This is a genomic window from Paenibacillus amylolyticus (genome assembly GCF_001570725.1).
Classification (GTDB): domain Bacteria; phylum Bacillota; class Bacilli; order Paenibacillales; family Paenibacillaceae; genus Paenibacillus; species Paenibacillus amylolyticus_A.
Window position 1 is genome coordinate 2,047,798 of sequence record NZ_BCNV01000001.1, and the last position, 25,681, is coordinate 2,073,478.

At 43.3% G+C, this 25,681-nt stretch carries 20 protein-coding genes; 17 read left to right on the forward strand and 3 right to left on the reverse strand.

The features are described from left to right. Positions 1 to 39: 39 nt before the first annotated feature. The 5 genes from PAHA3_RS09145 to PAHA3_RS09165 all read left to right on the forward strand — a co-directional run bounded on the left by PAHA3_RS09145 (position 40) and on the right by PAHA3_RS09165 (position 3,546). Complete coding sequence (locus tag PAHA3_RS09145) at positions 40 to 531, forward strand: RNA polymerase sigma factor (RefSeq protein ID WP_036615805.1); 492 nt, start codon at positions 40 to 42, stop codon at positions 529 to 531. Continuing rightward, a complete protein-coding gene (locus PAHA3_RS09150) occupies positions 531 to 1,502 on the forward strand; it encodes a hypothetical protein (RefSeq protein WP_062834451.1) in 972 nt (323 codons plus the stop codon). Before PAHA3_RS09145 ends, PAHA3_RS09150 begins: the two co-directional genes overlap by 1 nt. A gap of 263 nt (positions 1,503 to 1,765) precedes the next feature. Next, the gene (gene dmpI, locus PAHA3_RS09155; protein WP_062834452.1) at positions 1,766 to 2,005 is read left to right on the forward strand and encodes a 4-oxalocrotonate tautomerase DmpI; all 240 of its coding nucleotides are present in this window, start codon (positions 1,766 to 1,768) and stop codon (positions 2,003 to 2,005) included. Continuing rightward, on the forward strand, positions 2,005 to 2,550 hold the full coding sequence (locus PAHA3_RS09160) for an NAD(P)H-dependent oxidoreductase (RefSeq protein WP_062834453.1): 546 nt from the start codon (positions 2,005 to 2,007) through the stop codon (positions 2,548 to 2,550). The genes dmpI and PAHA3_RS09160 overlap by 1 nt, the downstream gene beginning before the upstream one ends. A gap of 30 nt (positions 2,551 to 2,580) precedes the next feature. Next, entirely contained in the window at positions 2,581 to 3,546 is a 966-nt protein-coding gene (locus PAHA3_RS09165) for an aldo/keto reductase (protein WP_062834454.1), read from the forward strand. A gap of 97 nt (positions 3,547 to 3,643) precedes the next feature. Here PAHA3_RS09165 and PAHA3_RS09170 read toward each other — a convergent pair whose 3' ends face one another. Continuing rightward, the gene (locus PAHA3_RS09170) at positions 3,644 to 4,189 is read right to left on the reverse strand and encodes a TetR/AcrR family transcriptional regulator (RefSeq protein WP_062834455.1); all 546 of its coding nucleotides are present in this window, start codon (positions 4,187 to 4,189) and stop codon (positions 3,644 to 3,646) included. Positions 4,190 to 4,539: 350 nt separating this feature from the next. Between PAHA3_RS09170 and PAHA3_RS09175 the strand changes: the two genes are divergently transcribed. The 5 genes from PAHA3_RS09175 (at position 4,540) to PAHA3_RS09195 (ending at position 10,775) form a co-directional block, all read left to right on the forward strand. Next, on the forward strand, positions 4,540 to 5,295 hold the full coding sequence (locus PAHA3_RS09175) for a carboxymuconolactone decarboxylase family protein (RefSeq protein ID WP_062834456.1): 756 nt from the start codon (positions 4,540 to 4,542) through the stop codon (positions 5,293 to 5,295). A 133-nt stretch (positions 5,296 to 5,428) separates the two neighbouring features. Further along, on the forward strand, positions 5,429 to 6,310 hold the full coding sequence (locus PAHA3_RS09180) for a LysR family transcriptional regulator (protein ID WP_062834457.1): 882 nt from the start codon (positions 5,429 to 5,431) through the stop codon (positions 6,308 to 6,310). Positions 6,311 to 6,486: 176 nt separating this feature from the next. Next, the gene (locus PAHA3_RS09185) at positions 6,487 to 8,376 is read left to right on the forward strand and encodes a beta-glucoside-specific PTS transporter subunit IIABC (RefSeq protein ID WP_062834458.1); all 1,890 of its coding nucleotides are present in this window, start codon (positions 6,487 to 6,489) and stop codon (positions 8,374 to 8,376) included. 28 nt (positions 8,377 to 8,404) lie between these two features. Further along, positions 8,405 to 9,829: a 6-phospho-beta-glucosidase gene (locus tag PAHA3_RS09190; RefSeq protein WP_062834459.1), complete on the forward strand. Its 1,425-nt coding sequence runs from the start codon at positions 8,405 to 8,407 to the stop codon at positions 9,827 to 9,829. A gap of 133 nt (positions 9,830 to 9,962) precedes the next feature. Continuing rightward, a complete protein-coding gene (locus PAHA3_RS09195; RefSeq protein WP_167350862.1) occupies positions 9,963 to 10,775 on the forward strand; it encodes an MFS transporter in 813 nt (270 codons plus the stop codon). A 537-nt stretch (positions 10,776 to 11,312) separates the two neighbouring features. Here the strand turns inward: PAHA3_RS09195 and PAHA3_RS09205 are convergent. Further along, positions 11,313 to 12,188, reverse strand: a complete 876-nt coding sequence (locus PAHA3_RS09205) for a LysR family transcriptional regulator (protein WP_062836035.1) — start codon at positions 12,186 to 12,188, stop codon at positions 11,313 to 11,315. Between the two features lie 109 nt (positions 12,189 to 12,297). Here PAHA3_RS09205 and PAHA3_RS09210 point away from each other — a divergent pair, with 109 nt between their 5' ends. The 6 genes from PAHA3_RS09210 to PAHA3_RS09235 all read left to right on the forward strand — a co-directional run bounded on the left by PAHA3_RS09210 (position 12,298) and on the right by PAHA3_RS09235 (position 20,823). Then, positions 12,298 to 13,689: an MFS transporter gene (locus tag PAHA3_RS09210; RefSeq protein ID WP_062834462.1), complete on the forward strand. Its 1,392-nt coding sequence runs from the start codon at positions 12,298 to 12,300 to the stop codon at positions 13,687 to 13,689. A gap of 415 nt (positions 13,690 to 14,104) precedes the next feature. Beyond that, positions 14,105 to 15,469, forward strand: a complete 1,365-nt coding sequence (locus PAHA3_RS09215) for a cytochrome ubiquinol oxidase subunit I (protein ID WP_062834463.1) — start codon at positions 14,105 to 14,107, stop codon at positions 15,467 to 15,469. Further along, positions 15,469 to 16,482, forward strand: coding sequence for a cytochrome d ubiquinol oxidase subunit II (locus PAHA3_RS09220; protein WP_186333610.1), 1,014 nt, complete (start codon positions 15,469 to 15,471; stop codon positions 16,480 to 16,482). The genes PAHA3_RS09215 and PAHA3_RS09220 overlap by 1 nt, the downstream gene beginning before the upstream one ends. A gap of 14 nt (positions 16,483 to 16,496) precedes the next feature. Further along, positions 16,497 to 18,320 (forward strand): thiol reductant ABC exporter subunit CydD, encoded by a 1,824-nt coding sequence (gene cydD / locus PAHA3_RS09225; RefSeq protein WP_062834465.1) that lies wholly within the window; start codon positions 16,497 to 16,499, stop codon positions 18,318 to 18,320. Next, positions 18,317 to 20,044, forward strand: a complete 1,728-nt coding sequence (cydC, locus tag PAHA3_RS09230; RefSeq protein WP_062834466.1) for a thiol reductant ABC exporter subunit CydC — start codon at positions 18,317 to 18,319, stop codon at positions 20,042 to 20,044. The genes cydD and cydC overlap by 4 nt, the downstream gene beginning before the upstream one ends. A gap of 155 nt (positions 20,045 to 20,199) precedes the next feature. After that, positions 20,200 to 20,823 (forward strand): hypothetical protein, encoded by a 624-nt coding sequence (locus tag PAHA3_RS09235; RefSeq protein ID WP_062834467.1) that lies wholly within the window; start codon positions 20,200 to 20,202, stop codon positions 20,821 to 20,823. A 206-nt stretch (positions 20,824 to 21,029) separates the two neighbouring features. On the opposite strand, the gene PAHA3_RS09240 is transcribed toward PAHA3_RS09235, so the two are convergent. Continuing rightward, a complete protein-coding gene (locus PAHA3_RS09240) occupies positions 21,030 to 21,305 on the reverse strand; it encodes a hypothetical protein (protein WP_062834468.1) in 276 nt (91 codons plus the stop codon). Positions 21,306 to 21,543: 238 nt separating this feature from the next. Between PAHA3_RS09240 and PAHA3_RS09245 the strand changes: the two genes are divergently transcribed. Beyond that, complete coding sequence (locus tag PAHA3_RS09245; RefSeq protein ID WP_062834469.1) at positions 21,544 to 25,593, forward strand: DUF2252 family protein; 4,050 nt, start codon at positions 21,544 to 21,546, stop codon at positions 25,591 to 25,593. Positions 25,594 to 25,681: the final 88 nt, after the last annotated feature.

Here is a 25,681-nt window from a genome sequence, read left to right on the forward strand (position 1 = left end):
CTTAAGAGTGTTAGAGGTATAAAGGAGGGCATACCAACCATGCAGCGATCAGTTCCCCAGCTGGGCGATCATGTGATGAAAGTCTATGAGACATACGCGGATACGCTGTTCCGGATTGCCATGGTGCACCTCGGCAGACGAGAAGACGCGGAGGAAGCCACTCAGGATACCTTCATCAAACTAATAGAAAAAGCCCCTACATTCAACGATGCGGAGCATCAGAAAGCATGGTTGATTCGGGTCATCACCAATCATTGCAAATCCTTATTAGGCAGAGGCTGGCGTAAACGGGAGGTCAAGTTGGAGGGAGTCGATCCCCTTACTACGGACAACCCTGAAGATCACGCATTGATCGAACTCGTGCTGTCACTGCCCGTCAAGTATAGATCGGTGGTCCATCTGTATTATTACGAAGATTATCCAATCCGAGAAATCAGCGAGATCCTGGAGATTAGCGAGTCAGCAGTGAAAATGAGATTAAAACGTGGCAGACAGCTGTTAAAACTGGAGCTTGAAGGAGAGGAACTGTAATGAACGAAGAACAATTCAAACGAAACTACAAGAAAGCGGTGGATCATATGAAAACAAACGAGCAAATGAAAAAACGGGTAGAGCAATCTTTGAACACGCAGTATCAGGGACCGAAACGCCAACGCAAACCATTATATATTGCAGCAAGTGTCGTTATCGCTGCCAGCATTGGGTTGGCTGCGCCAAGTGTATGGCAGCAATTCAATGGACCAGCCACACCAACACCACAGGTGGCAGGGGTTACCCCTGGTGCGTCATTCGACCCCATTGTCATTCCGAAGACGGAGCTGCCGGATTCAAACGGCAAAGGTGCCATGGCAAGTATGCTGCAACTGGTTGTCTATGAGGGGAACGTATATACACAGTCCCCAACATTACTTGAAGGCACCAGTGCGCTAAACCTGCGCGGCGAAAAGTTGGGTACCACAACTGGCGGCATCGATGAGCTGAGCGGCCAGGATAAATACACGGAGCTTGCTTCCAACATTGGTGAAGCAGACATCTATACGGTTAATGGCTACGATAAGGATTTCCGTATCATGTCTTACACCGAGATCGATGGTCAGGTGTATGCTCAACTATTTGACAAAAACAACGGAATCACCATCAGTAGCGGAGCCGACCTGATCGGAAAACTTCATCTCGAAGGCAACATCGCTTCGGCGCAATGGGAGACGTTTGACAGCTGGAACAATGGATTGCAGCAGCTTCAGCCGTTAACAGCGGACGAATCGTTGGAAAGCTTTATCTCGGCGTTATCTGCTGCAAAACCGATCGCAACGAGCCCGGAGTTGGAAGAGAACCTCTACGGCAAGGAAGATCGCAAGATTATCTACCTCACGCTTGAAGATAAAACGCAGGTTCCACTGGTTCTGTTCGGTGAAGGTCTGGTGCGTTACGGTAATGTTCCGGCATTCCTGGAAGTAGAAAAAGGCGCGTTTCAAACATTCTGGAACAGCCTGGGCGAGTAAGGAAAACACAGCGATACGAGTGCAAGGAGTAGATGGAGAAGAGCGAACAGGGCATGAAAGTGCTTTGTTCGCTCTTTTTATACATAAAATTAGAATATCATATTAATCCATATACATTATAATAGGCAATTGTAACTATTGTGTTGAGTAATCCACACATCTCGAAGATTTGCTCATTGTAACTGTCCTGTATCTGTTTAAAATAATGAAAGTAAGTTGATCAGTGATCTATATGAAAATCCAAATAAAAGGAGACAACGCCAATGCCAGTAATTACAGTTGAAGCAGCAAAATTGTCTAAAGAACAAAAAAGAAAGTTAGTACAAGAACTTACCGAATCAGCTTCAAATATCATGAACATACCTCAGCAAGCTTTTTTTGTATTTGTGAAGGAGAATGATACAGAGAACATAGGTGTTGCAGGACAGCTTATTGCAGACAGACAGCAAATCGATTCGCTTAAAAGCGAGGAAAACAACACACAACAAGGAGACCGACTATAATGAAAACACTCATTCTTGTATTTCACCCAAATTTGGCAACTTCTCGTGTGAACAAGCGATTGACCGAAGAAATGGAAAAGCAGTCCAACGTTACCGTTCATCGTCTATATGAGGCTTATCCTGATGAGAAAATTGATGTAGCGGCCGAGCAACAATTGATGGAAGGACATGACCGCATTGTTTTGCAATTCCCTTTCTACTGGTACAGTAGCCCATCATTATTGAAAAAATGGCAGGATACCGTCCTGACTTATGGTTGGGCTTATGGTAGCCAAGGAAATAACCTACATGGAAAAGAGCTTCTTGTTGCCGTTTCTGCTGGTGCCCCAAAAGAAAACTATATGTCAGACGGGCACTTTAAATATTCGATTACAGAGCTGTTACGTCCATTCGAGGCAACCAGTAATATGATTGGAACTCGCTATCTGACACCATACATATTGACTGGCGTAATGCAACACCTGTCAGATGAGCAACTTGAGAAAAGTGCCGAGGATTACGTGACGTATGCGTTGAACCCAAAAGTTGAGCAGATATCCAGCTAATAAAAACTCATAGTAAGAAGGTGATCGTAAATGAAGAGTGTTCGATTTTCAAAAAACACCAATGTACCACCGATTGCTTTGGGCACTTGGTCTTGGGGAACCGGCGAAGCTGGAGGAAAAACCGTGTTCGGGAATCAGCTGACAGAAGCGGACCTCCAACCAGTTTTTGACGCAGCTATGAATGCCGGACTCTGGTTATGGGATACAGCAGCAGTATATGGAATGGGTTCCTCGGAGTCCATATTGGGGAGTTTTGCCAAACAACATGATGCCGTGTTGATTTCTACGAAATTCACACCACAAATTGCGGGCGATCACGATAACGCAATGGAGGAACTTTTAGAAGAAAGTTTAGAAAGACTTCATGTGGATCATGCAGATATCTACTGGATACATAATCCCGCAGATGTAAAAAGGTGGACCCCTCAACTAATTCCTTTAATGAAAAGTGGAAAAGTTCGTCATGTAGGAGTATCCAATCATAATTTGGATGAAATCAAACTGGCAGCCAGTATATTGGCGGAGGAAGGCTTGCGAATATCAGCTGTGCAAAATCATTACAGCTTACTCTATCGCTCGTCTGAGAAAGCAGGAATTATTGATTACTGTACAGAGAATGATATTGTATTCTTCTCCTACATGGTACTGGAACAAGGAGCATTAACAGACAAATACAGTGCACAAAATCCTTTACCTAGTGGTACAAGGAGAGGGGAAGCCTTTGGTCCTGATCGCCTTGCTAAGCTCGAAAGTTTGATTCACGTCATGAGAGAAATAGGTAGCAAGTACAGTGCCTCTGTTGCCCATATTGCAATGGCATGGGCTATTGCGAAGGGTACCGTTCCGATTATCGGTGTAACGAAAACGAGCCACGTCGAGGATGCTGTAAAAGCCATTGAAATTACTTTGACTACGGACGACATCACTAAACTGCAGATCGCAGCAGAAGAAACGGATGTCGAGGTTCCAGGCGAGTGGGAAAAAGCAATGCACTAACTGAACTCTTATAAACAAATAACAAATCCTCATTTCCTAACAGAAATGAGGATTTGTTATTTGTTTGCTTCTGTTTGAATCCTGCAAGGTAAGGGAATTAGAAGTTTCTATCTAACAATATCCCAGTCTGTTCTGCCATAACCCGAGGAGGTATGGTCATTCCATTTTTGAACCACCATTCCACACTTCCAACAACTGCGGCTGCAAGAAATTGAAGAATAACTTCGTCATCCATGCCCTTATTCTTTCCTTCGGTAGTATCAACCTCAATCTTATATTCCTGGACAATCAGATCAATGAATCGGCTGTGAAAATAAGTGGCACTTTTCGTGTTTAACATGGTTGAGAAAAATAAGTGGTTTTTGGCAAAATATTCAAACCAAACATAGTTCCCTTCTTGAAAACTCATTTCGGATGCAGCGTGGCATAGATCACGGAGATTGCCAATATGCTCTTCGATAATTTTATCGAGTAGGTCATATTTATCCATATAGTGTAGGTAAATCGTGCCTCGATTAACGTTTGCTCTATCTGAAATATCACGGATAGTAATTTCTTCGAAAATTTTTTCAGCCATCAACTCAAGTACTGCTTTCTTAATAGCGTCTTGAGATTTGATCACTCTTCGATCCAGTTTAACCATTCAAAAACCTCCGTCTTAGACCCTAACATTGTATTATTCGAAAATCCTTTATCATGAGAGAACACTGTTTCAATGCTCGGTTTTTAGCATTATAAACACGGTTTGGTTAAATAATCAATATGCATATCATTCACTGTAAATGGCTTTCTTTAGCGTCAGCGGGAATCGAGAAACCCTTATTTCATTGATTATAATAGTCCTTTTATTCAAAACAGACCTCATTCAACAGTATTCATTTGATAGGATTAGGCAATAAAATGATATGAATAGGATATAGTTTCTTTTCTCTTTCAATGTAAAATGAGTACACCTAGCTTTAACTAAAAAGAAACAGGAGGTTTGATGAATATATGAATCGAATTGACAAGAGCCAAGAAACATATAAAAAACTATTCGGCGATGGAGTTCCAGCGGCATATGCTACACATCCTGAATTTCAGGACATATTGAGTCGCTTCATATTTGGTGAAATTTTCGATCAAGGTGCCCTTGATGATAAACAACGCGAGCTTATTACCCTGGTCGTACTTACTACGAATCAAACGTTGCCTCAGCTCAAGGCACATGTTCGTGCCGCGCTAAATGTTGGACTGACACCCGTGGAGATCCAAGAAGCAATCTACCAATGTGCACCATACTTAGGATTCCCGAAAACTTTAAATGCCATATCGGAAATGAATGAAGTTTTCGAAGAACAACATGTTGCACTGCCTCTTGAGAGTCAACAACGGGTTGAAGAAGATAACCGCCTTGACAAAGGACTTGGTATCCAAAAAGAGATTTTTGGCGATATTATTGAGAAAAACCGGAAAAATGCCCCGTCAAATCAAAAGCATATACAGGATTACCTTTCAGCATTTTGCTTTGGTGACTTCTATACCCGTGGAGGTCTGGATCTCAAAACAAGAGAGCTACTTACTCTTTGCATACTAAGTGCACTTGGAGGTGCTGATAGTCAAGTCAAAGCACATGTTAAGGGCAACATCAATGTCGGCAATGATAAAGAAACCATGATCACCGCTCTTACTCACTGCCTTCCCTATATGGGATTCCCTCGAACTCTTAATGCTTTAGGCTGCGTTAATGAAATCATTCCAGAGAAATAATCACCTTAATAGCGCTAATGATTACAGGCAGTTGATTATCCCAATCAACTGTCTATTTCTGGTTAACAGGCAAATACAGCTAAGAAATTGATGCTTCAAGCAGACTTAAATGGAATGTAAACCAGGAGGAGTTATGGAACTTAGAGTACTTCGATATTTTTTGACAGTAGCTCGTGTAGAAAATATCACACATGCTGCAACGATCTTACATGTGACACAGCCTACGTTAAGCAGACAGTTGGCTGATCTGGAAAAAAATTTAGAAACTCAATTGTTTATACGTGGGAAAAGTAAAATAACACTGACAGAAGCAGGCATGCTTTTACGTCAAAGAGCAGAAGAAATTCTCACACTTGCGGATAAAACAGAGAAAGAGTTTAAAGATCAGAACAATCTGGTTGGAGGAACCATATCGATCGGGAGTGTTGAATCATTAACGTCCAATGTTATTTTACAATTATTAAAAGACTTCAATATGGAGTATCCACAGGTTAAGTATCACATCTATAGTGGAACGGGGGATGACATAAAGGAGCGAATTGATAAAGGACTGCTCGATGTGGGCATTTTGTTAGAGCCCATTCACATTGAGAAATACGATTTCATCAGACTGCCCCAGAAGGAGCGCTGGGGAGTCCTTATGAAGACCTCATCACCTCTTGCACAGAACGAATATGTAACTTCAACCGATTTAGCCGGAGTGCCTCTGCTCATATCCAGCCGATCTGTCGTACAGAATGAGATTGCAAGCTGGTTTGCCGATGAATATGCACATCTAAACTTCGTTGCGACCTATAATTTAATATCTAATGTACTTAACCTCGTAGAGGAGGGGTTAGGGACGGCAATCTGTATTGAGGGTGCGCTTGCAATGAAGCAGTCTGACACATTATGCTTTAGAGCTTTTCACCCGGAACTTCAGTTTCCAACAGTGATTGTGTGGAAAAAACATAAGGTATTCAGTCAAACTGAGGTACGTTTTTTGGAACATATCAGGCATGCCTTTCAGGCATAATAAAGTATAAATTATAGGTATTGGCTATAGCTGTTTATCAGATGATATTTTAAAGGTGTAGTGAATGCAGCCTTTATGTATTACAGATAAATAGCTTTTTTGTTGCATGGAAAGTTATTTAAAGCGCTTTCGATTTTATTCATTTAGGCGGCAACAACAAGAGGGGGCATTATGGGATGAGCAAGAAATACGAGAAGTTGGCTCAAGATATTGTAGAGAAAGTGGGCGGTAGTGAGAATGTATCCACTCTGACTCACTGTATGACTAGGCTTAGATTTGCACTGAATGATACCAGTAAAGCAGATCAAAAAGCGCTTAAGTCGTTTGATGGCGTTATTGATGCGGTTGAGAGCGGCGGACAATTTCAAGTCGTTATCGGCACACATGTTGAAGACGTTTACAAAGAAGTGATCAAACAACTTAAACCTAACGCGAGTTCATCGGGTGAACCAACTCAAGCTAGAAAAATTAGTATTTTGGGGAAGCTAATCGATTTCGTCTCCGGAACATTTAGTCCGATTGTTCCTGCTATTGCTGGTGCTGGGATGATCAAGGCACTACTCGCTCTGCTTATTTTGTTCAACTGGATTTCAAAAGATTCCCAAACCTACTATGTCGTAAGTCTTATGTCGGATGCCATTTTCTACTTTTTACCATTCTTGTTGGCATTTTCGGCTGCAAACAAATTAAAGTGCAGTCCCGTGTTAGCTCTCGTTTTAGCTGGCATTTTGCTCCATCCAAACTTGACGCAATTGCGTGTAGATGGAACTGACGTAAGTGTTTTTGGAATCCCGCTAACTCTTGTATCTTATAGTTCATCTGTAGTTCCAATTCTCTTAATAGTTTGGTCACAATCATATATTGAATCTATGTTTAAAAGGATTATTCCGAATGCAGTAAAAGTTATTTTTGTTCCCATGTTCACTATTTTAGTGACGGGAATTCTGGCCTTAACCGTATTCGGACCACTGGGGTCATTTTTCGGAACGTATTTAGCGATGGGCTTTGAATTCTTGGGTGCACATGGTAGCTGGTTGGTTATTTTCCTGGTTGCAACCTTCTGGCCAATACTGGTTATGTTTGGACTACACCATAATATTGTTCCTCTGTCCATTGCTCAAATCACCACATCAGGTTATGAGAATATCCTCGGTCCTGGAGCGATGATCAATTGTATAGGTCAAGGTGTTGCGGCATTAGTTGTAGGGATGAGAACCAGGGATAAAGCATTAAAACAAATTTCTACTTCCAGTGGGATCACAGCGTTGATGGGAATCACGGAACCAGCTCTTTACGGTGTAAATTTACCGAAGAGATACCCACTTGTCGCGGGTATGATTGGAGCTGCCAGTGGGGGACTCTTTGCAGGGCTAATGGATGTTTCCCGTTACGCAACAGGCGCTTCAGGAATCCCGGCGATTCCGCTGTACATTGGTGAAAATATCTGGAATCTATATAATATTTTGATCGCCCTTGTGATAACAACTGTTGTAACTGCTGTGCTTACCTATTTGCTCAGTTTGAAATATGAAAAAGACGCACCTTCACAAAATATTGTTTCAAGTATGAATGAGGTGAGTAGTGTTGCGGATGAAGTCATTCCAATTAAAGATTCCGTTATTGCAACTCCACTTAAAGGTCAACTCATTCAACTTCAGGATGTACAGGATGTCGCGTTTGCCTCAGAGGCAATGGGTAAAGGAATTGCTATTGAACCCAGCGAGGGGAAAGTCATTGCTCCATTTGATGGTATGATTGTGTCCCTATTTCCTAAGAAACATGCTATTGGACTATTATCCGATGAAGGAGTCGAAATTCTTATTCATGTCGGCTTAAATACAGTAAAGCTGAACGGAAAATATTTTGAGGCTTTCGTGGAAGAAGGTCAGAGAATCACGAAGGGACAGACTTTGCTGACATTTGATCTGGAAAAAATCAGAGAAGAAGGATATGTCACTCAAACGCCTGTTATTGTAACCAATACGTACAGTTACTCGGATGTGATTGCAGAGACAAGTCAAAAAAATATTGATTTTAACAACACATTGTTGGTTGTCAAAGCTTAACAAAACTACAAGTTAGGAGTGTGTTTTAATGACTTTAAGAAAAGACTTTTTGTGGGGTGGGGCAGTTGCTGCTAATCAATGTGAAGGTGGATATGCCGAAGGCAACAAGGGACTATCTACAGTTGATGTGATCCCGGCAGGGAAAGAACGTGTTCCTGTCATGCGAGGGCAATTAAAAATGTTGGAGTGTGATCAAGAGCATTTTTATCCAAGTCATGAGGCTATTGATTTTTATCATCGATATAAAGAAGACATTGCTTTATTTGCAGAGATGGGCTTTACGTGTTTCCGTTTATCTTTGGCATGGACACGGATCTACCCTAATGGAGATGACGAGCTCCCCAACGAAGAGGGATTGCAATTCTATGAGAATGTATTTGATGAATGTTTGAAATACGGCATTGAGCCTCTTGTCACCATCACCCACTTTGACGTCCCTATTCATTTGGTGAAAACCATTGGATCGTGGAGAAGCCGAAAAATGGTGGATTATTATGAGAAACTGTGTGAAACGATCTTCACCCGTTATAAAGATAAAGTGAAGTATTGGCTTACCTTTAATGAAATCAACATGCTGTTGCATTTACCTTTTGGAAGCTCAGGTCTAGTGTTTGAAGAAGGTGAGGATGAGGACGCTGTCAAATATCAGGCAGCTCATCATCAATTGATCGCAAGTGCAAAAGCGACTGAAATTGCGCGTAGAATTAACCCGGAAATGAAGATCGGCTGTATGTTAGCAGGTGCCAACACTTATCCGTATACATGTGCACCAGATGATGTCTGGAAAGCCATGACAAGGGATCGCGAGCATTACTTCTTCGTCGATGTACAATCCCGAGGAGAATACCCAAACTATGCCAAGAAAATGTTAGAACGAATGAATATTCACTTAGCCATGGAAGACGGGGACGAGGAATGCTTGAAAAATAATACGGTTGATTTCGTTTCGTTCAGTTACTATGGTTCACGATTGACCAGTGCAGATCCGGCAGTAAACACACAAACGGCAGCTAACCTGTTTCCGACACTGCGCAATCCACATTTGAAAACGAGTGAATGGGGATGGCAAATCGATCCTGAAGGTCTAAGAATTACAATGAACTCCTTGTATGATCGATATCAAAAGCCATTATTCATCGTTGAGAATGGATTAGGAGCGATAGATACTCCTGATGAGACGGGATATATTGCGGATGACTATAGAATCGAGTATTTGCGTCAACACATCCAAGCCTTCATAAAAGGAGTGGAAGAAGATGGCGTTGACTTGTTGGGTTACACATCTTGGGGTTGTATTGATTTAGTAAGCTCAAGTTCTGGAGAGATGAGTAAACGATACGGTTTCATACATGTCGACAAAGATGATGCTGGAAAGGGTACGTTAAAACGCAGCAAGAAAAAATCCTTTGAATGGTTCAAAAAAGTTATCCAAAGTAACGGTAAAGAACTCTAATCGACTGAGCAGTAACGTATGAAGTCATCGACTTATGCGTTACTGCTTTATCCATTTATCGCAGCATCGAGCGCTAAATGCTGGCAATATGGAGCAAATACAAACAGTAAAGGAGTTGATTTTTATAACATCCATGGAGAAGCTTAAAACATATTCGTTATTGTCCGTTGCGTTATTAATTTCTTCAGGTCCAGTGATTGCCGCTAACATTCCTGCGATAGCCAATGATTTTCCAGAGATATCGGTAACACATGTAGGATTATTAACGACCATACCTTCATTGTTTGTTATTCTTGGTGTGTTAATCGCTAATCGACTTGAACTTCTGATTGGGAAGAAAGCAACTATACTCACTGGATTAGGACTTGTTCTCATTGCGGGAGTATTCCCTGCATTGTATCATGACCTTTTTTCGTTACTGTTCATTTCTCGCTGTTTGTTTGGGTTAGGTGTAGGTTTGTTTAACCGGCTCATCATTCAGATGATCAGTGATATGTATCATCAGAATCCAGGTAAACAAGCAACCGTAATTGGCTTAGAAAGTGCCTTTGAGGGATTAGGAGGCATTTGTCTGACACTACTCGTTGGTCAACTATTGAAAATGGGCTGGCATACATCATTTTATGTCTACACCCTGGCACTTCCTATTTTCATTGCATTCCTGATTTTTGTTCCTTCTGATAAAAAAGAGCTTAATAGAAGAGAAGCGGCCACAACGAATTCAAGCCAAACAAATAATAAAAAAGCCCTTCAAGTCATGATTGGCTATGGTCTCTTATTATTTGTGATTGTAGCTATGTTCATCAATTATAATTTACAGATTACTTTTGATTTTAGAAAAAAATATTGGAACTGCGACAAACGGAAGCAATATGATTGCATTTATAGGTTTGGGAGCTTTTGTTGCCGGCTTTTCTTTTGGAAAAGTATACGAAACATTCGGTAACTATATCGTTCCATTATCGATTCTGTTACTTGGAAGCTCGATGTTCGTTACCACATTATCGCAAAGTATCATTCTTACTACCATTTGCTCAATGATCATCGGGTTTTCATTCCGCTGTATAATGCCCTATTTATTGCATACGTTTGCTCAACAAATCGCGAAAATGGCAAAGTTGGGTACTACCATTGTTCTGATCTCGTATAACTTGGGAGCCACACTTTCGCCGTATGAAGGAAGGTTAATTACTCAACTGTTGCAACTAGATACAGTGCAATCATTAGTCTCCAGTAATGCAATGATCCTATTGTTGATGTCAGTAGCCAGTTTTGGAGTAGTAACCCTTCATCGCAAAAAGAAGAATATTCAACAAACATAGAAAACAGGGAACTTCTTGATATGGAGTTCCCTTGTTTTAGAGTGAGTTGTATAAACCGTTTAATTAGAATTTTTGTAATAAACCAAATGATCGGTCCATTCATTATTTTCGTGTATAAACCCTTAACCACTCCAGTGTACATTTACTCATATCCATTTTCCTCAAGACATAGCACTGAAATAGTTCATGACTACGCTACGAAATGCTAAAGCGGCTTTTGAAATATACCTGTTTTTGTGCGAAAGAAGAGCGATTTCCCGAACGAGTCTGTGCTCCTCTACCTGAAGATATTTAATGCGTTCATGTGGGTTTCTTGCTGTGCTTGGTATAAAAGCGAGACCGATCTCCGCCTCGACAAGGGCGGTTAATCTTGCAGGCTCATCACCTTCATATACATACTTCGGTAGGAAACCAACAGATTGACATGTGGAATCTACCATATCACGAACACCATACCCTTGCTTTACCCCAACAAACCACTCGTCCTTAAGCTCAGTTAATTGAATGCTACTTCGGTCTGCATATCGATGACCCATAGGAACAGCGACTACGATCGGGTCGTCAAACAGCATCTGACATTCGATATCGTCACCTTCAATCGGAGGGGAGGAGAGACAAAAGTCCACCTCGCCCCGATGTAGAAGTCTGGACATGTTTTCTAACGAAACCATTTGCACATGGAACTGAATATCCGGCTTGTTTTTCCGGAATTCCCGCAGTATGCCGGGCAATGTGCTCGCCGTAGTCACTGCCAATTGCAGTGTACCCTGATCCGGATTGGAGAGGTCAGCGATTTCCCGCTGTCCCTGTTCCAGTTCAAATAGGGCATTTTCAGTTCGCTGAAGAAATGTTCTCCCAAAGTCGTTTAGTCGCAGCTTTCTCCCGATTCGATCAAATAAAGGGACGCCCAGGTCGTCCTCTAATCGTTGTATCGTTTTGCTCAGGGAGGACTGCGTGACGTGTAACTTTCCTGCGGCTTCCGTAACATGCTCGCATCGGGCCACCGTCAGGAAATATTTTAGTTGAAGAAGCTCCATTTGCACCATTCCTTCATTCCTTCTAGTTCATCAAATCATAACATATAATGCGTTGGAATAAATGAATGGTTTCAAGTAAGATGACAGCAGAAGAAGGAGAGGTGCACCAATGAACGTTGGAAAAAAAGGATTGATGTTAGCTGTTGGACTCGGAATCATGTTGAATCCGTTAAATTCCTCTATGATTACTGTGGCTATCTCAAGATTGCAACTCGTGTATCAACTTGATTTTACAGCCGTTTCGTGGATTATTTTATCGTTCTACATTGCCAGTGCTGTGGCTCAACCCGTCATGGGCAAGTGTAGTGATTTGTTTGGTCGCAGGAAGATTTTCCTCATGGGTCTTGTTATTGTTTTCGTTTCATCCATGTTAGCTCCATGGTCTCCCAGCTTTTCATGGCTTATCGTATTTCGAATCGTTCAATCGATTGGCACAAGCATGATGGTGGCTGTCGGAATGGCGATTGTGAGAATGAACGTGACTGAAAAACAAGCATCCGCCTTGTCTACCTTGGCGATATTCCTCTCTGGAGCAGCTGCAATTGGACCTTTTATTGGTGGTGTATTGATTCATTGGTGGGACTGGCATAGCATATTCATCGTTAATATTCCGTTTGTCATGGTAAGCTTTTGGTTCGGCTGGAAAAGCATCCCGAAGGACGAGACATCTCCGTCGATCTCTGGTCACATGTCCATTCGGCAATGGCTTGCATTAATTGATGCACCAGGCATCCTGTTGTTTACGGTAGCCTTGGTGACTCTGCTTATCGGATTACTCTCAGTCAACTCCACTGGAAATATTTCAACGTGGCATCTGCTGACAGGGGGGATGGGATTAATCGCACTCGTCATGTTCATCCGACATGAATTAAAAGCAGACACGCCTTTTATTCCTCTGCGAACGTTTGCCAGATACCCCGAAATGACGTGGATCAATGTGCAATACATGCTGGTGAACATCCTGTTTTACGCTCTTTTTTTTGGCGTTCCTACGTACTTGAAGCAGGTACGTCATCTCAACGAAGTCTATACAGGAATGAGTATGCTAGCCTTGGGGGTGTGTTCACTAATTATTTCTCCGATCGCCGGGCGCTGGATTGACAGATCGGGATCACGAGCAGCTCTGATCGTATCCGCTTCTTTAATGACATTTGGATCTATATTAATCGTTGTTATAAATGAAACTTCTCCAATCTTCATAATCATTGTTGCTTTAGCTTTATTCGGCATAAGTAACGGCTTAAACGCGGTTGGCATGCAAGCAGCTCTGTTCAAAAGCACACCCAAAGAAATGATCGGTGTAGCATCGGGGATTTTTAATACATCACGCTACCTGGGGACCATCTTATCGTCATTATTGATTGGGATCGTCATGGGAGATACATTCAGTGTGACAGGATTTCAGATACTTGGCGTCATCCTTACAGTGCTTGCTGCATCGTTAATCATTATGAGCATACGTAGCAAGGAGGATGGGGTGAATCCAGAGCAGGTAAACTAAGCGAAACGCCCTTTAATACCACGGTTGCACCCAATGAATCAATAGCTCCATTGGGTGTTTTTTTTGTTTTTCACCAAGTTGTCAGAAAGAGTTGATCCTTTCTTGAACGTTTAGGGTAGAAGACGTGACTTTGATTGAATTAGATAAAAATAAAGATATAATAATTTTGATTATTAGGTCTTGTAGAGCATTTTCTATGCATTTGATATCAGGAATCAACAGGAGTAAACGCAAAGAACATGTGGCAAGATATCGTTGTCATTTACTTTGTGAAATTTTTCTCTTAATTCGTTCACATGAACGATTAGGAACGTCCAAACCTGATATTGAATGCAGCCAATGAGTAGCAGACCTGGTCCTAAGCAAAAATTGATCACAAAAATGAAACAGAGTTTGAAAGGAGGCAACACAAAGAATGGCTATTGATACGGTGTTATGGAGCAGGCTGGTGACGGGTTTGACGCTCGGTTTCCACGTGATTTTTGCAACGCTTGGTGTCGGCGTACCTTTGATGATTGCTATTGCAGAGTTCATCGGTATTCGGAAGAAAGATCACCATTACATACTTATGGCAAAAAGGTGGTCCAGAGGGTTTGTCATTTCTGTGGCGGTGGGTGTCGTGACAGGTACAGCGATCTCGCTGCAATTGGCTTTGGTGTGGCCGAATTTTATGAAACTGGCCGGGAATGTCATTGCACTGCCACTATTTATGGAAGTGTTCGCATTCTTTTTTGAAGCGATATTCCTAGGCATTTATCTGTACACATGGGATCGGTTCAAAAATCCGTATATCCACTGGCTGCTGACTATTCCGATTGTCGCCGGGGCAGGCATGTCTGCTGTTTTTATTACAACAGTGAACGGATTCATGAACCAGCCTGAAGGCTTTGTCATGGAAGCAGGTCAATTCATGGCAGTGAACCCCGTACAAGCGATGCTGAATACGGCGACGTTCTCCAAGGTGTTCCATGTATTAAGCTCAGCCTATCTGACAGGAGCTGCACTGTTAGCAGGAATTGCAGCCTTTGCGATGCTGAGAAAAGGGGTGTCAGCCTACCACAAAAAAGGCTTGAATCTCATGATGGCCGTAGTTTTCGTATTCAGTTTATTAAACTCCTTAGCTGGAGATGTATCTGCCAAGTTTTTAGCTGAGCATCAGCCGGAGAAGCTCGCAGCTGCCGAGTGGCATTTCGAGACAGAAAGCGGCGCGGATCTCATTTTATTGGGATGGTTGAATGCTGAACATGAAATTATAGGCGCTCTTCATTTGCCGAAGCTGCTCAGCTTCCTTGCCTTTGGAGACTTTAATGCCGAAGTAACCGGGTTGAATGAATTTCCACCAGACGAGCATCCACCATTACTTGTGCATTACTTGTTTGATCTAATGGCTGGAATAGGTTTCGCTCTGCTTGCTATATCAAGTCTGTACTTCCTGTTTGTGTTCTGGAAGAAACGTAATCAGTTTAACAAGTGGATGCTTCGTATGGTTGCACTCAGTGCACCGCTTGCTTTTCTGGCTGTTGAGATGGGTTGGTTCTATGCAGAAGTGGGGCGACAGCCATGGATCATCCGAGGTTATATGCGGGTAGAAGAGGCCGCTACTTCTTCCCCGAGCGTGAGAATTTTATTTTTCGTCTTCTTGCTTCTATACATCCTGCTAGGCGTTATGTGTGTCGTCGTACTGAGACGGTTGTTCAATAACAATCCTGCTGAACTTGAGATGGAGAAATGGTTGAAAGAGAAGCATGATCAATCAGCCGAGAAAGGGGAGCAGGCATAATGAGTTATGAATTGATTGGTATATCGGTACTCTGGCTGTTCTTGTACGGCTATCTTATTGTAGCATCCATTGATTTTGGAGCAGGGTTCTTCGCCTTTTACGCACGCCTGACGAAGCAGGATCACCTGATTAATCGTCTGATCTCTCGCTATCTATCACCGGTCTGGGAGATCACCAATGTATTCTTTGTCTTTTTCTATATTGGCATCGTCGGCTTCTTTCCGGATACGGCCTATTATTATGGCTCCGCGCTGCTCGTTCCGGGAAGTATTGCCGTCATTTTACTTGCCATACGTGGATCGTTCTATGCTTTCGAAAATTATGGTTCCAAAAAAAGTATCGTGTACTTGTTTCTATACGGAGCTACAGGTTTGCTTATTCCAGCGTCGTTGTCAGTAGCACTGACATTGTCTGAAGGTGGCTTTATTTTGAAGCAGGGGGATACCGTTTCCCTCGATTACTGGGCACTATTTACGAATCCATTATCGTGGAGCATCGTTGGACTAGCCATCGTGTCCGTATTGTTCATTAGCGGATCATTTCTCACATTTTACGCTTCACGGGCAGAGGATCATCCGGCATTGAAGCTGATGCGGAACTATGCTTTGTTCTGGAGCACACCGACCATTATTCTCGCGCTGACTGCATTTATATATTTGGGTCAACACAATGAGCGTCATTTTCAAAATATGATGGATTTATGGTGGCTGCTGGCGCTTTCCGTTGCATTTTTCATGATTGCCATGTGGCTGTTATATAACGGACGCCGTTATGGTTTAGCTTTTATATGCATCATGCTGCAATTTTTCACAGCCTTTTTCGCTTACGGGATTGGGCAATATCCTTACATTCTTGATCCATACATCACGATTCAGAGCAGCGCCACATCGCCTGCAATGGGCTTCGCTCTAGTGGTCGTGTTTATCGGTGGTCTGTGCCTGTTAATTCCTTCTCTGATTCTGGTCTTCAAACTGTTCCTGTTTGATGCGGATTATGTGAAAGGGAAAAAATAAAGGAGGAGCGTTCCATGAAGAGGAGAGCCAAATCCAATCTGATATCGCAGCAAATGTCTTTACAACGAAAAAACAGGCTTTTCCTTGCGATCATCTCGCTGGCGCTTGGTGTAGCTATTGTAAGTCAGGCCACATTGGTGGCTGAAGCAGTCCAGCGAATCTTTGTAGAGAAAGCTTCCTTTTCATCCGTGATCCTGTTGCTTGTTCTATTGCTGGCTGTTATGGCTGTACGCACACTGTTGACGTATGGCAATGGGAAAGTGGGCTTGCATATGGCAGCCCGTGCCAAGACGAATATGCGAGCAGCCGTTTTACAGAAACTGACGCAAGCCTCCATGCCTTCAACCCTTCGTGGACAGACGGGAGGAAAGGTCAGCGTTGCTTTGGATGCTGTGGATGAAGCCGACAGTTATTTCAGTCAGTACATGCCACGGATGATGGAAGCTGCGATGATCGCGATTCTGATTCTGGTTGTTACGTTTACGCAGCACGCCAACACAGGCTGGATTATGCTGTTCACGGCGCCATTTATTCCGCTGTTTATGATCTTGGTTGGGCTCCAGACGAAGAACAAATCAGAAGAAAAATACGCGCAACTGGCCGAGTTCTCCGGTACGTTTCTGGATTCGCTTCAAGGGCTGGTTACGTTAAAAATATTCGGACGGGCGAAACGTCAACAGCAAGAGATTGAACGCAGCAGTCTAGGTTATCGTGATGCCACCATGGGCATTTTGAAGATTGCATTTACTAATACGTTTATGCTGGAATCGATCGTGATGTTAAGCATTGGTATCGTCGCGCTTGAACTGGCTATCCAATTACTCGTTTTCAAATCGATGAGCTTCCACACGGCCTTTCTCGTGTTGTTGCTCGTGCCAGAGTTCTACAGTCTGTTGAAGAATACAGGAACGGCTTTTCACAGCGGGCGAACCAGTATGGGGGCGATTCGTAAAGTAGAACAAATGCTTGAGGAAACAAGTGTTAAGAGCACACAAACGAAGTCAGAAGAAGGATCCGATCAAAGCGATATAACCGATTTGGATGCAATTGCAAAGACGGAAGAGCTTCGTACAACTCGCGCCGAGTTGATAACAATGCCCCCGACCATTGAACTGAACGATGTCCGATTCCAGTACTCGCCTGATTCCTTTGGACTTGAGACAGGACAGATCTCAATTGGACCGGGAGAACAGATCGCTATTGTAGGCAAAAGTGGCTCAGGTAAAACCACGCTACTTCATCTTATTGCAGGTTTGCTGAAAACAGATTCGGGAGCGGTTCTGGTTAACGGAAGCCAGATTTCGCAACATGATGAGGCTGCATGGTTCGAGCGTGTTAGCTACATTACACAGCATCCGTATATTTTTGCAGGTACATTTGCCGAAAATATCGCGATTGGGGCAGGGCGGAACGTCTCCAGAGTTGAAATTGAGCAGGCGGCAGAGGAAGCAGGACTTGCTGGCGTTGTTGCACAATTGGAGCAGGGATTAGACACGTTTGTTGGTGAAGGGGGCCGGGGATTATCTGGTGGGGAAAAGCAAAGACTTGCCTTGGCACGTGCTTTTCTGAAGAGACCCGCTGTCATTTTGTTCGATGAACCCACCGTGGGACTGGATCTGCATACCGAGCGGGTACTGCAACAATCCATTGCGTCATTAGCCAAAACGGCAACGATGATTACGGTGGCACACCGTTTATATACGATTCAACATGCGGACAACATTTTGTTTATGGACAATGGGGTATTGGTGGATTCAGGTCATCATAACGAGCTTCTAGCACGTTTGCCGCAATATGCAGAGATGGTGGATGTAGGGCGGAAAGGAGGGTTAGCATGAATGAGCTGACGATTTTGTCAAAAGCGATGATTCAGGAACGCAAGGATATCTTGCTTTCGATATTGGGCGGATTCATCGCCGGCATAGCAGGTGTAGCTCTCTTTTCCGCGAGCGGGTATATGATATCGCAAACGGTATTTGCGCCACCGTTGTACACCTTAATAGTACTCACCTCGATGGTTAAATTGCTCGGTTTCCTGCGGGCGGCAAGCCGCTACGGAGAACGGTTGTATTCCCACAGGGCGACATTCTCCATGCTGAGCCGTTTGCGGACGTCCTTTTTTGCCAAACTGATTCCCGTAACGCCGGGTATATTGAACAAAAATCGAAGCGGGGATCTGCTTGCGCGAATCGTAGGTGATGTGGAAAGCTTGCAAAATTACTTTTTGCGAGTCGCGTATCCACCAATCATGGTCGTTATGGTGTTCTTGGCTACCATGCTGTTCACGTCGGCCTTTTCGATCTGGATTGCGTGCTTGTTAGTACTAGGCATGCTAATCACGGCATTTGTTGTACCAGGCATTGTCTTGTTAGGTCAGCGAAAAATACACGGACGTGTCCGCCAGCAACGAGCTTTGCTGTCCACGGAAGTAACCGAAGTGTTGTATGGTTTCCGTGATCTGAAAGTATACGGCCAATTAGAACAACGTGAGCAGCAGCTCCAGCAGGCTTCCGCTGCATTGGCAATAGAACAGAAACAAGCGGCTTCGCACTTGCTGCGTGGGCAATCCATGCATGTTTTTGTAACGTATCTCGTTACATGGGGTGTGCTGGCACTGAGCGCTTTCTTAATTGTGAATGGAGCGTTTGCCGGTGTATTCCTCGCCATGCTGATCCTGGCCACACAGACCGTGTTCGAAGAAGCTGCGGCAATGGCTATATTACCTTTGTATAAGCAGGATAGCGAACACGCTGCTCAGCGACTGTCAGAAACAGTCCCGACCTCCGATGTGGAACCAGTACAGCCGAGCGGTAAAGTGTCAGGCGATCATGCAGTTTCAATCGAGTTATCTCGTGTTAACTTCCAATATGAAGGTGAATGGAGACCGGCGCTCAGGGAGCTATCCTTGCAACTTACAGCAGGCTCCAAAACAGCGATTGTTGGCCCAAGCGGTTCAGGCAAGTCAACGATTATCGATCTGCTGCTCAAGCTGCGTACGCCAACGTCTGGCGATATACGGTTAAACGATGTTCCAGTGCAGGAACTGAATGAAGAGAGCATCTGGCAAAACGCGAATGTCGTGTTGCAGCAAAGTCATTTCTTCCGGGGAACCATCCGGGATAACCTGCTGCTGAATGGAGAAGAACATTCGGATGAACAACTGTCGGCTGTGCTGGATAAAGTACAACTGCCGAACAAGTCGTTGACCGATATGGTATATGAAAAAGGAGAGAACCTATCGGATGGCGAGAAGCAGAGGCTGGCTCTGGCACGGGCCATGCTGCGCAAAGGACGGTTATGGCTTCTGGACGAACCGACGTCTTCACTGGATTACGTCACAGAGCAACGTGTATTGCAGCATCTTCTGGCCCAGGCATCCGAAGATACACTTCTGTTGATCTGCCATCGGCTTACGGGATTGGAAGAGATGGATCGGATTGTGGTCATGGACCAGGGCAAGATCGTGGAATCGGGTTCCTTTACCGAGCTGATGGAGCAAAAAGGATACTTTTATGAGATGAAACAAATTGAACGACAAATGATTGGAGACGCCGGGGCGTGAGAATGTAGTCCCTGTAACAAAAAAACAGTCAATCTTTGAGCATGAAAATAATTTCAAAAAATCAATGTTATAAACCCCAAAGGGTGCGGTTCACATACTCCTTGGGGTTTGTTTTTGATATAATAGTTTTTTTATGTCTATAAAGGAGATGGATGATGGGAAAATATAAGTGGGATATTGTTTTTTATTTGGCCGTATTTTTATTTGTTGTGTACATGAAGATGAATGACCAATCTCTGTTTCTGATACTTGGGATCGTTCTCGTCGCGACTCTGATCATGTTTACCATTCGTATTTTTTATCCTCTGGGCTGGGAAACACGCATGGACCGCGTCGAGGCATTTCTACGTAGACAGGAAAATAATCCAAGGCTTTATATCTATTACGCTCTTGCAAACAGACTTGATGATGAATTGGAACAAACAATAGAGCGCATCAGAAATGAGGACACGAATAAAAGGACACAAGCAGTATATAATGCAGCTTACGGCATCTACCGCAACGACTTAGTAGCTGTTCGTACTGCGGTACAGAATATGCGTAGATCAGATTATCGTACATATTATGAAACGTATTTGCTTATGGAAGAAGGAAGAAGTGAGCAGGCGAGGGAACACTTGAAATCCATTAACAAGGTCTGGATGAGATCTTCGCTTCTTGCAGCGATCGAACTAAAAGCGGGACAACGCGAAACTGCGATTCAGCAATTACAGGAAGCAATGCATGCTGTCAGAGGCGTCCATCGTTATATGATATTTAAGGAATCAGAGAGATACTAAATGGTGAACGAAAACCTTTCTTGGCTATATTACAACTGACCCGGATAAAAGCTTGTTCCACATTGGAGCAAGCTTTTTTCTCTGGTATTGAAGACCAACAGTATGCAGAGTCGCTGAACTGTTTGGCAGAACAGGGAAAAGCCGAATTAAAATGTACTCTACCCAGTTACCTATATGATGAGAATCTTAAAGTCTTTTAGTAACCTTCACATAACAGCAGATGATTCAAACGCCTTATTTTTCTTCGTAAGTGGCTTTTTCCTCAAAGTCCGATCATACAGATATGGCTTTCCGTAATATTCCCGCGCATGCTTTTGTTTCTGCTTTTTATGTATATCAACCTTGATCTCCAGATTAGCAACGTTATTTTGGAAATCAGTAGCAATTCGCTTGCACCATTTGAGTCCACTTTCTTCAGATGCACTGAAATGAACGCGTAATAGATATCCATTCACCGTTAATTCGAACTTGTATAAATTCATGATATGTATCCTTTCCAGGTAGGGATTCTATACTGCACAAAGCACTATAACTTGATTATAACAGGAACATACGTTCTGTAAAAGTGATATTTATATTGGCGAGTGAATTTAAAAATACTCAACTCAAATATAATACGTTCATATATTATATTTAATGCTCATTTGATTTTTCTTTACTCCCGCTTAATACATGCTTGTTATACTAACTCGTATTTGAATATGAGAGGGGTAAGACAGCATGAGAATTTATGGACAGCGCTGGTTAGCAATTATTCTTGTCATGGTCATGATTGTTCAGTCGGCATGGTCATTTATAGGAATCCAAATTGCTGGAGCAGCTTCGTATGAAACTGGACATCTGGCAAAAAACGTAGTAATCAGTCAATTTTACGGTGGTAAAAAAGACGATGTGGAGGATACCTACAGTAATGACTTCGTCGAGTTACATAATCCCACAGGAGAAGAGATTTCTCTGACGGGCTGGTCCATTCAGTATGCAGACAGTCAGAAGAGCAAGTGGAAAAAGGTTGATCTGGGGACAGTGAACCATTCCATCCCAGCCTATGGTTATTATCTCATTAGTCTTGACAGTAATGGAGCAGTCGGAGCTGCACTTCCGCAAGCTGACGAGCAATCTTCCGCCATCAAACTGAGCAATAAAAGTGGCAAAATTGTTCTTTTGAGAACAGATTCGACTTTAACCGTAATGGACCCCACGACAGATCCCCTGAATGCAGACATAGTGGACTTCGTTGGTTATGGTGCAGATGCCTATTGGGGAACTCCTGCTTCTGAAAGTGGCAAGCAAAGTACAATGCAACGTTTGGTCTTCGATCCTTTAAACCCAGATCAACCTGCTACGGCTACTATGTTCCCGGATCGCGGTAACAACTGGGATACGCGTGACAATGGTAGAGACTTCGAGAAAGTAAAAGGAGCACCGGTTCGTAACTCTGGAAATACGGCAGCTTACGTTATTCTTGAACAGGAACAAACGATTCAAATGCAGTCCGAATCCATGGTAAGCAATGATGCTAACAAAGTTATGCTGACTGCTGTTGGAGGAAAATTGAAACAGGGTCCGTGGTCTTCAAGTGAGTTTAACGTGCTCGGCCTGCCTAACGGAATATTTGCTGAGGCAGCTGCGAATGGAGATCAGATTCAATTGACTTTCAATGGGGATGGGACGGGTCGTGTTCTTGCTGAGTCCGAGTTATTCTTCGAGATTCATCCCGAGGCGTGGAACCAAATCAACAAACCATCTTCCACGTTAAACGTTTATCAAGGCAGTCATCGCGTTACAATAGCAAAATTCACGCCTGATCATCAGATTGTGGCATCACCAGATTCGAACTCTGCTTTCATTCACATGACAGGTTCACATGACATGAGTACGAAGGTTCGAATTGAAGTAAGTCAAGGCCTTCCGATCGATGGCATTCTTGCATCTGAAGCTTATACGCTAACAGGACTTCCATCCGGAAACTGGGAACTGGCTGCGGTAGGTGAATCTGCTGATCGCTCCGTTACCATCTCTATCGAAGGCCAATCAGATACTCCAGTGTCTGAACAAATAAAGCTTAATATTGTTCTGAATCCAGAGGCAATACAGGACGGTAATGAATGGCTCGCTTCAGAGGCAATGGAGCTGACACTTGGTCGTTACATTAAGCCGGTTCTTACGGATATAGCACGAAAAGATTGGGTCGAGAAAAGTATAATTGCGGACAATACTTTCTTTAATGATCCAGTTACCAAAGAGTACAAATATGGAACTGAAGGCCTGGCCGCGAATGAGTACACTTTCTTACGAGGCACAAATGCTTTGTTCAAAGCTGATCTTGCTTCAGGTCTAATCACTTCCCCTGCTGAAGTTATTAAGGATTGGGCGAACAAAGACATTCTGACCTATACTGAAGGTGATGCTCACATTCAAAACGTGGGTACATTCAATGACAGCACCAAGCAGATGGTGTTTGGTCTGAATGATTTTGATACCGCTGGGATTGGAAGCTTTTATGAAGAACTCCTTCGCTTCGTTACAAGCGTGTACATCCTTCCGTATGATAAAGACAGCTCAGGTATTCAACATCTGCAAACGTCTGATTACCGTGATGTATCAAGGGTCTTTTTGGAGACATACAAAGATACACTCGTGGATATCCAAAATAATAAGGGTCTGAAAGGTACCAAATTGACAGCCAGTAATGTAACAGATTATACGAAAGCAGTCATGAATAGCGTTTCGAAGAAATCATATGAAGAAGCACTTGAAAAATTACTCGGAAAGCGTACGCTGAATGGCAAGCTTAACATTGCAGGCAACCCCGATAAATTCGAAAAAGCTACTGAAGCGGAATTAAGTGCGTTGCAATCAGGATGGGAAGCATATAAAGCAGAAGTAAGACACCATTTTCCAAACCTCACAGATGAGCAGTTCGAGGATTACTTTACCATGAAGGATGCCGTACGACGTATTAATCAGGGTGTAGGAAGTATTGGCGTCAAACGGTTCAACGTTCTGATCGAAGGTGCGAGCGACAATCACACAGATGACATTTTACTGGATGTGAAAGAGCAGACCCCGGACGCTTCTGAATCCAAGAATGCCTACCTGAACATGGGTGTTGACGTTGATACCTATCTGGGCACGTTGGTTGCAGCTCAGCGTTCATACCTGATTCGTGAAGTTTCGCCTTTCAAAGGAGACTATACGGACAAGACTTTCCAGAGTAAAGAAGAGCTGCAGCAATACTTGATCGACGCTGCCAAATCATACGCATATGCGAGCTCACGTTTGGATTCGATATCCGATACGTTGAACTATGCTTACGAAGATCGTTTCGTGTCGGATATCATTCCGATCTGGGATGCACTCGTGCCAGCAATCCTGAACGCAGCTGAGGATTATTCGCAACAGATCGTAACCGATTTTAATCTTGTGAAAGAAGATATGCGATCAGGTAAGTTAATTGATGTAGCCACACTGGATAATTTAACCGTTAGCCAAGGCACGATGGAACCATCCTTTAATCCTGAAACTACACAATACCGTGTTACGGTTGATGCGAACACAGAGAGCATTGATATCACAGCGAAATCCACAGATGCCAAGGCAGCATTAACGGCAAAAGGAAGTTCGTATGCTAACGCTCACTCCCAGACGTTCGCTTTGTCTTCAGGACAAAATCAAATCCCGTTTGTCGTGACTGCACGAAACGGATTAACTCGTAGCTATAATCTGACCGTTTTACGTGGTGCGTTAACGCAACCCACGCCTTCGAATCCATCAGGCGGTGGCGGCTCAGCCGGTTCAAGTGGTACAAATGGAAACAGTGGAACACCATCTAATACTAATCAGCTAATACCTGCCGGTGGCGGAGAATTCGCATTCCAAGGAGTCACCCTTCGGGTACCGAACGGTGCACTACAGGCGAGCACTACAATGGACATCACCAAAGTTCCAGATGCAGCATCATTGCTTACAGGAACACCATATCAATTGTTGGGAGATGTATTCCAAGCCAATTCTAAGATGTTTCTTACACCGGTGACAGTAACCTTACCTTTCGACCAAACCAAAGTTTCACCGAATCAGGAAATCCGTTTGTACGGTTATAATGAGGCAAACAAACAATGGGAACCGTTTAATGAGGTTAAAGTAGATCGGGAGAAAGGGACCATATCTGGATCAACGAGCTATCTGGGAACATTTGCGATACTCTTATCAGCCGGACACGGCATATCCTTACCTGAAACTTCGCTAACGTTCAGCGATATCCAAACACATTGGGGAGCTGCCAATATTCTTGAATTGGTGTCGCTCGGGGTCATTAATGGGTATCCCGATCAGTCGTTTAGACCTGACCGCAACGTTTCCCGAGCTGAGTTGATCAGCTTGATTGTTAAGGCTTTGAAGCTAGAGACTTCGACAGAATCAGACTTCACCGATACAGATGCTCATTGGGCTCATGATGCTATTAACACAGCACATGCACTTGGGATAGCAAACGGCTATAGTGATAATCGTTTTGGACCGAATGAATGGGTTACGCGAGAAGAAATGGCTACCTTTGTCGTGCGAGCTGCGCAATGGGAAATCAGTGATACATCGATCAGTTTCACAGACGCCTCGCTTGTATCCAATTGGGCTCAACCAGCGATTTCCAAAGCCATTGCTGAAGGTATATTAAACGGATATACAGACGGTAGCTTCAAGCCTAAGGACAAAACAACGCGTGCTGAGGCAGCTGCAATGATCCTTCGTCTGATTAAGCTTCAACCATAACGAAACTCTAGGATGATATTAACAAACAAAGGCTATTTCAGGATGGAAATATCCTACGAAATAGCCTTTTGTTATTTATTGATCCATG

Excerpts from the sequence above, each read along its gene's own strand:
- PAHA3_RS09220 (WP_186333610.1), top strand. The coding sequence starts at position 15,469 with ATGAGTTATGAATTGATTGGTATATCGGTACTCTGGCTGTTCTTGTAC.
- PAHA3_RS09205 (WP_062836035.1), bottom strand. The coding sequence starts at position 12,188 with ATGGAGCTTCTTCAACTAAAATATTTCCTGACGGTGGCCCGATGCGAG.
- PAHA3_RS09240 (WP_062834468.1), bottom strand. The coding sequence starts at position 21,305 with ATGAATTTATACAAGTTCGAATTAACGGTGAATGGATATCTATTACGC.
- PAHA3_RS09145 (WP_036615805.1), top strand. The coding sequence starts at position 40 with ATGCAGCGATCAGTTCCCCAGCTGGGCGATCATGTGATGAAAGTCTAT.
- PAHA3_RS09190 (WP_062834459.1), top strand. The coding sequence starts at position 8,405 with ATGACTTTAAGAAAAGACTTTTTGTGGGGTGGGGCAGTTGCTGCTAAT.
- PAHA3_RS09235 (WP_062834467.1), top strand. The coding sequence starts at position 20,200 with ATGGGAAAATATAAGTGGGATATTGTTTTTTATTTGGCCGTATTTTTA.
- PAHA3_RS09180 (WP_062834457.1), top strand. The coding sequence starts at position 5,429 with ATGGAACTTAGAGTACTTCGATATTTTTTGACAGTAGCTCGTGTAGAA.
- cydC (WP_062834466.1), top strand. The coding sequence starts at position 18,317 with ATGAATGAGCTGACGATTTTGTCAAAAGCGATGATTCAGGAACGCAAG.
- PAHA3_RS09160 (WP_062834453.1), top strand. The coding sequence starts at position 2,005 with ATGAAAACACTCATTCTTGTATTTCACCCAAATTTGGCAACTTCTCGT.
- PAHA3_RS09175 (WP_062834456.1), top strand. The coding sequence starts at position 4,540 with ATGAATCGAATTGACAAGAGCCAAGAAACATATAAAAAACTATTCGGC.
- dmpI (WP_062834452.1), top strand. The coding sequence starts at position 1,766 with ATGCCAGTAATTACAGTTGAAGCAGCAAAATTGTCTAAAGAACAAAAA.
- PAHA3_RS09245 (WP_062834469.1), top strand. The coding sequence starts at position 21,544 with ATGAGAATTTATGGACAGCGCTGGTTAGCAATTATTCTTGTCATGGTC.
- PAHA3_RS09185 (WP_062834458.1), top strand. The coding sequence starts at position 6,487 with ATGAGCAAGAAATACGAGAAGTTGGCTCAAGATATTGTAGAGAAAGTG.
- PAHA3_RS09170 (WP_062834455.1), bottom strand. The coding sequence starts at position 4,189 with ATGGTTAAACTGGATCGAAGAGTGATCAAATCTCAAGACGCTATTAAG.
- cydD (WP_062834465.1), top strand. The coding sequence starts at position 16,497 with ATGAAGAGGAGAGCCAAATCCAATCTGATATCGCAGCAAATGTCTTTA.
- PAHA3_RS09215 (WP_062834463.1), top strand. The coding sequence starts at position 14,105 with ATGGCTATTGATACGGTGTTATGGAGCAGGCTGGTGACGGGTTTGACG.
- PAHA3_RS09195 (WP_167350862.1), top strand. The coding sequence starts at position 9,963 with ATGGAGAAGCTTAAAACATATTCGTTATTGTCCGTTGCGTTATTAATT.
- PAHA3_RS09210 (WP_062834462.1), top strand. The coding sequence starts at position 12,298 with ATGAACGTTGGAAAAAAAGGATTGATGTTAGCTGTTGGACTCGGAATC.
- PAHA3_RS09165 (WP_062834454.1), top strand. The coding sequence starts at position 2,581 with ATGAAGAGTGTTCGATTTTCAAAAAACACCAATGTACCACCGATTGCT.
- PAHA3_RS09150 (WP_062834451.1), top strand. The coding sequence starts at position 531 with ATGAACGAAGAACAATTCAAACGAAACTACAAGAAAGCGGTGGATCAT.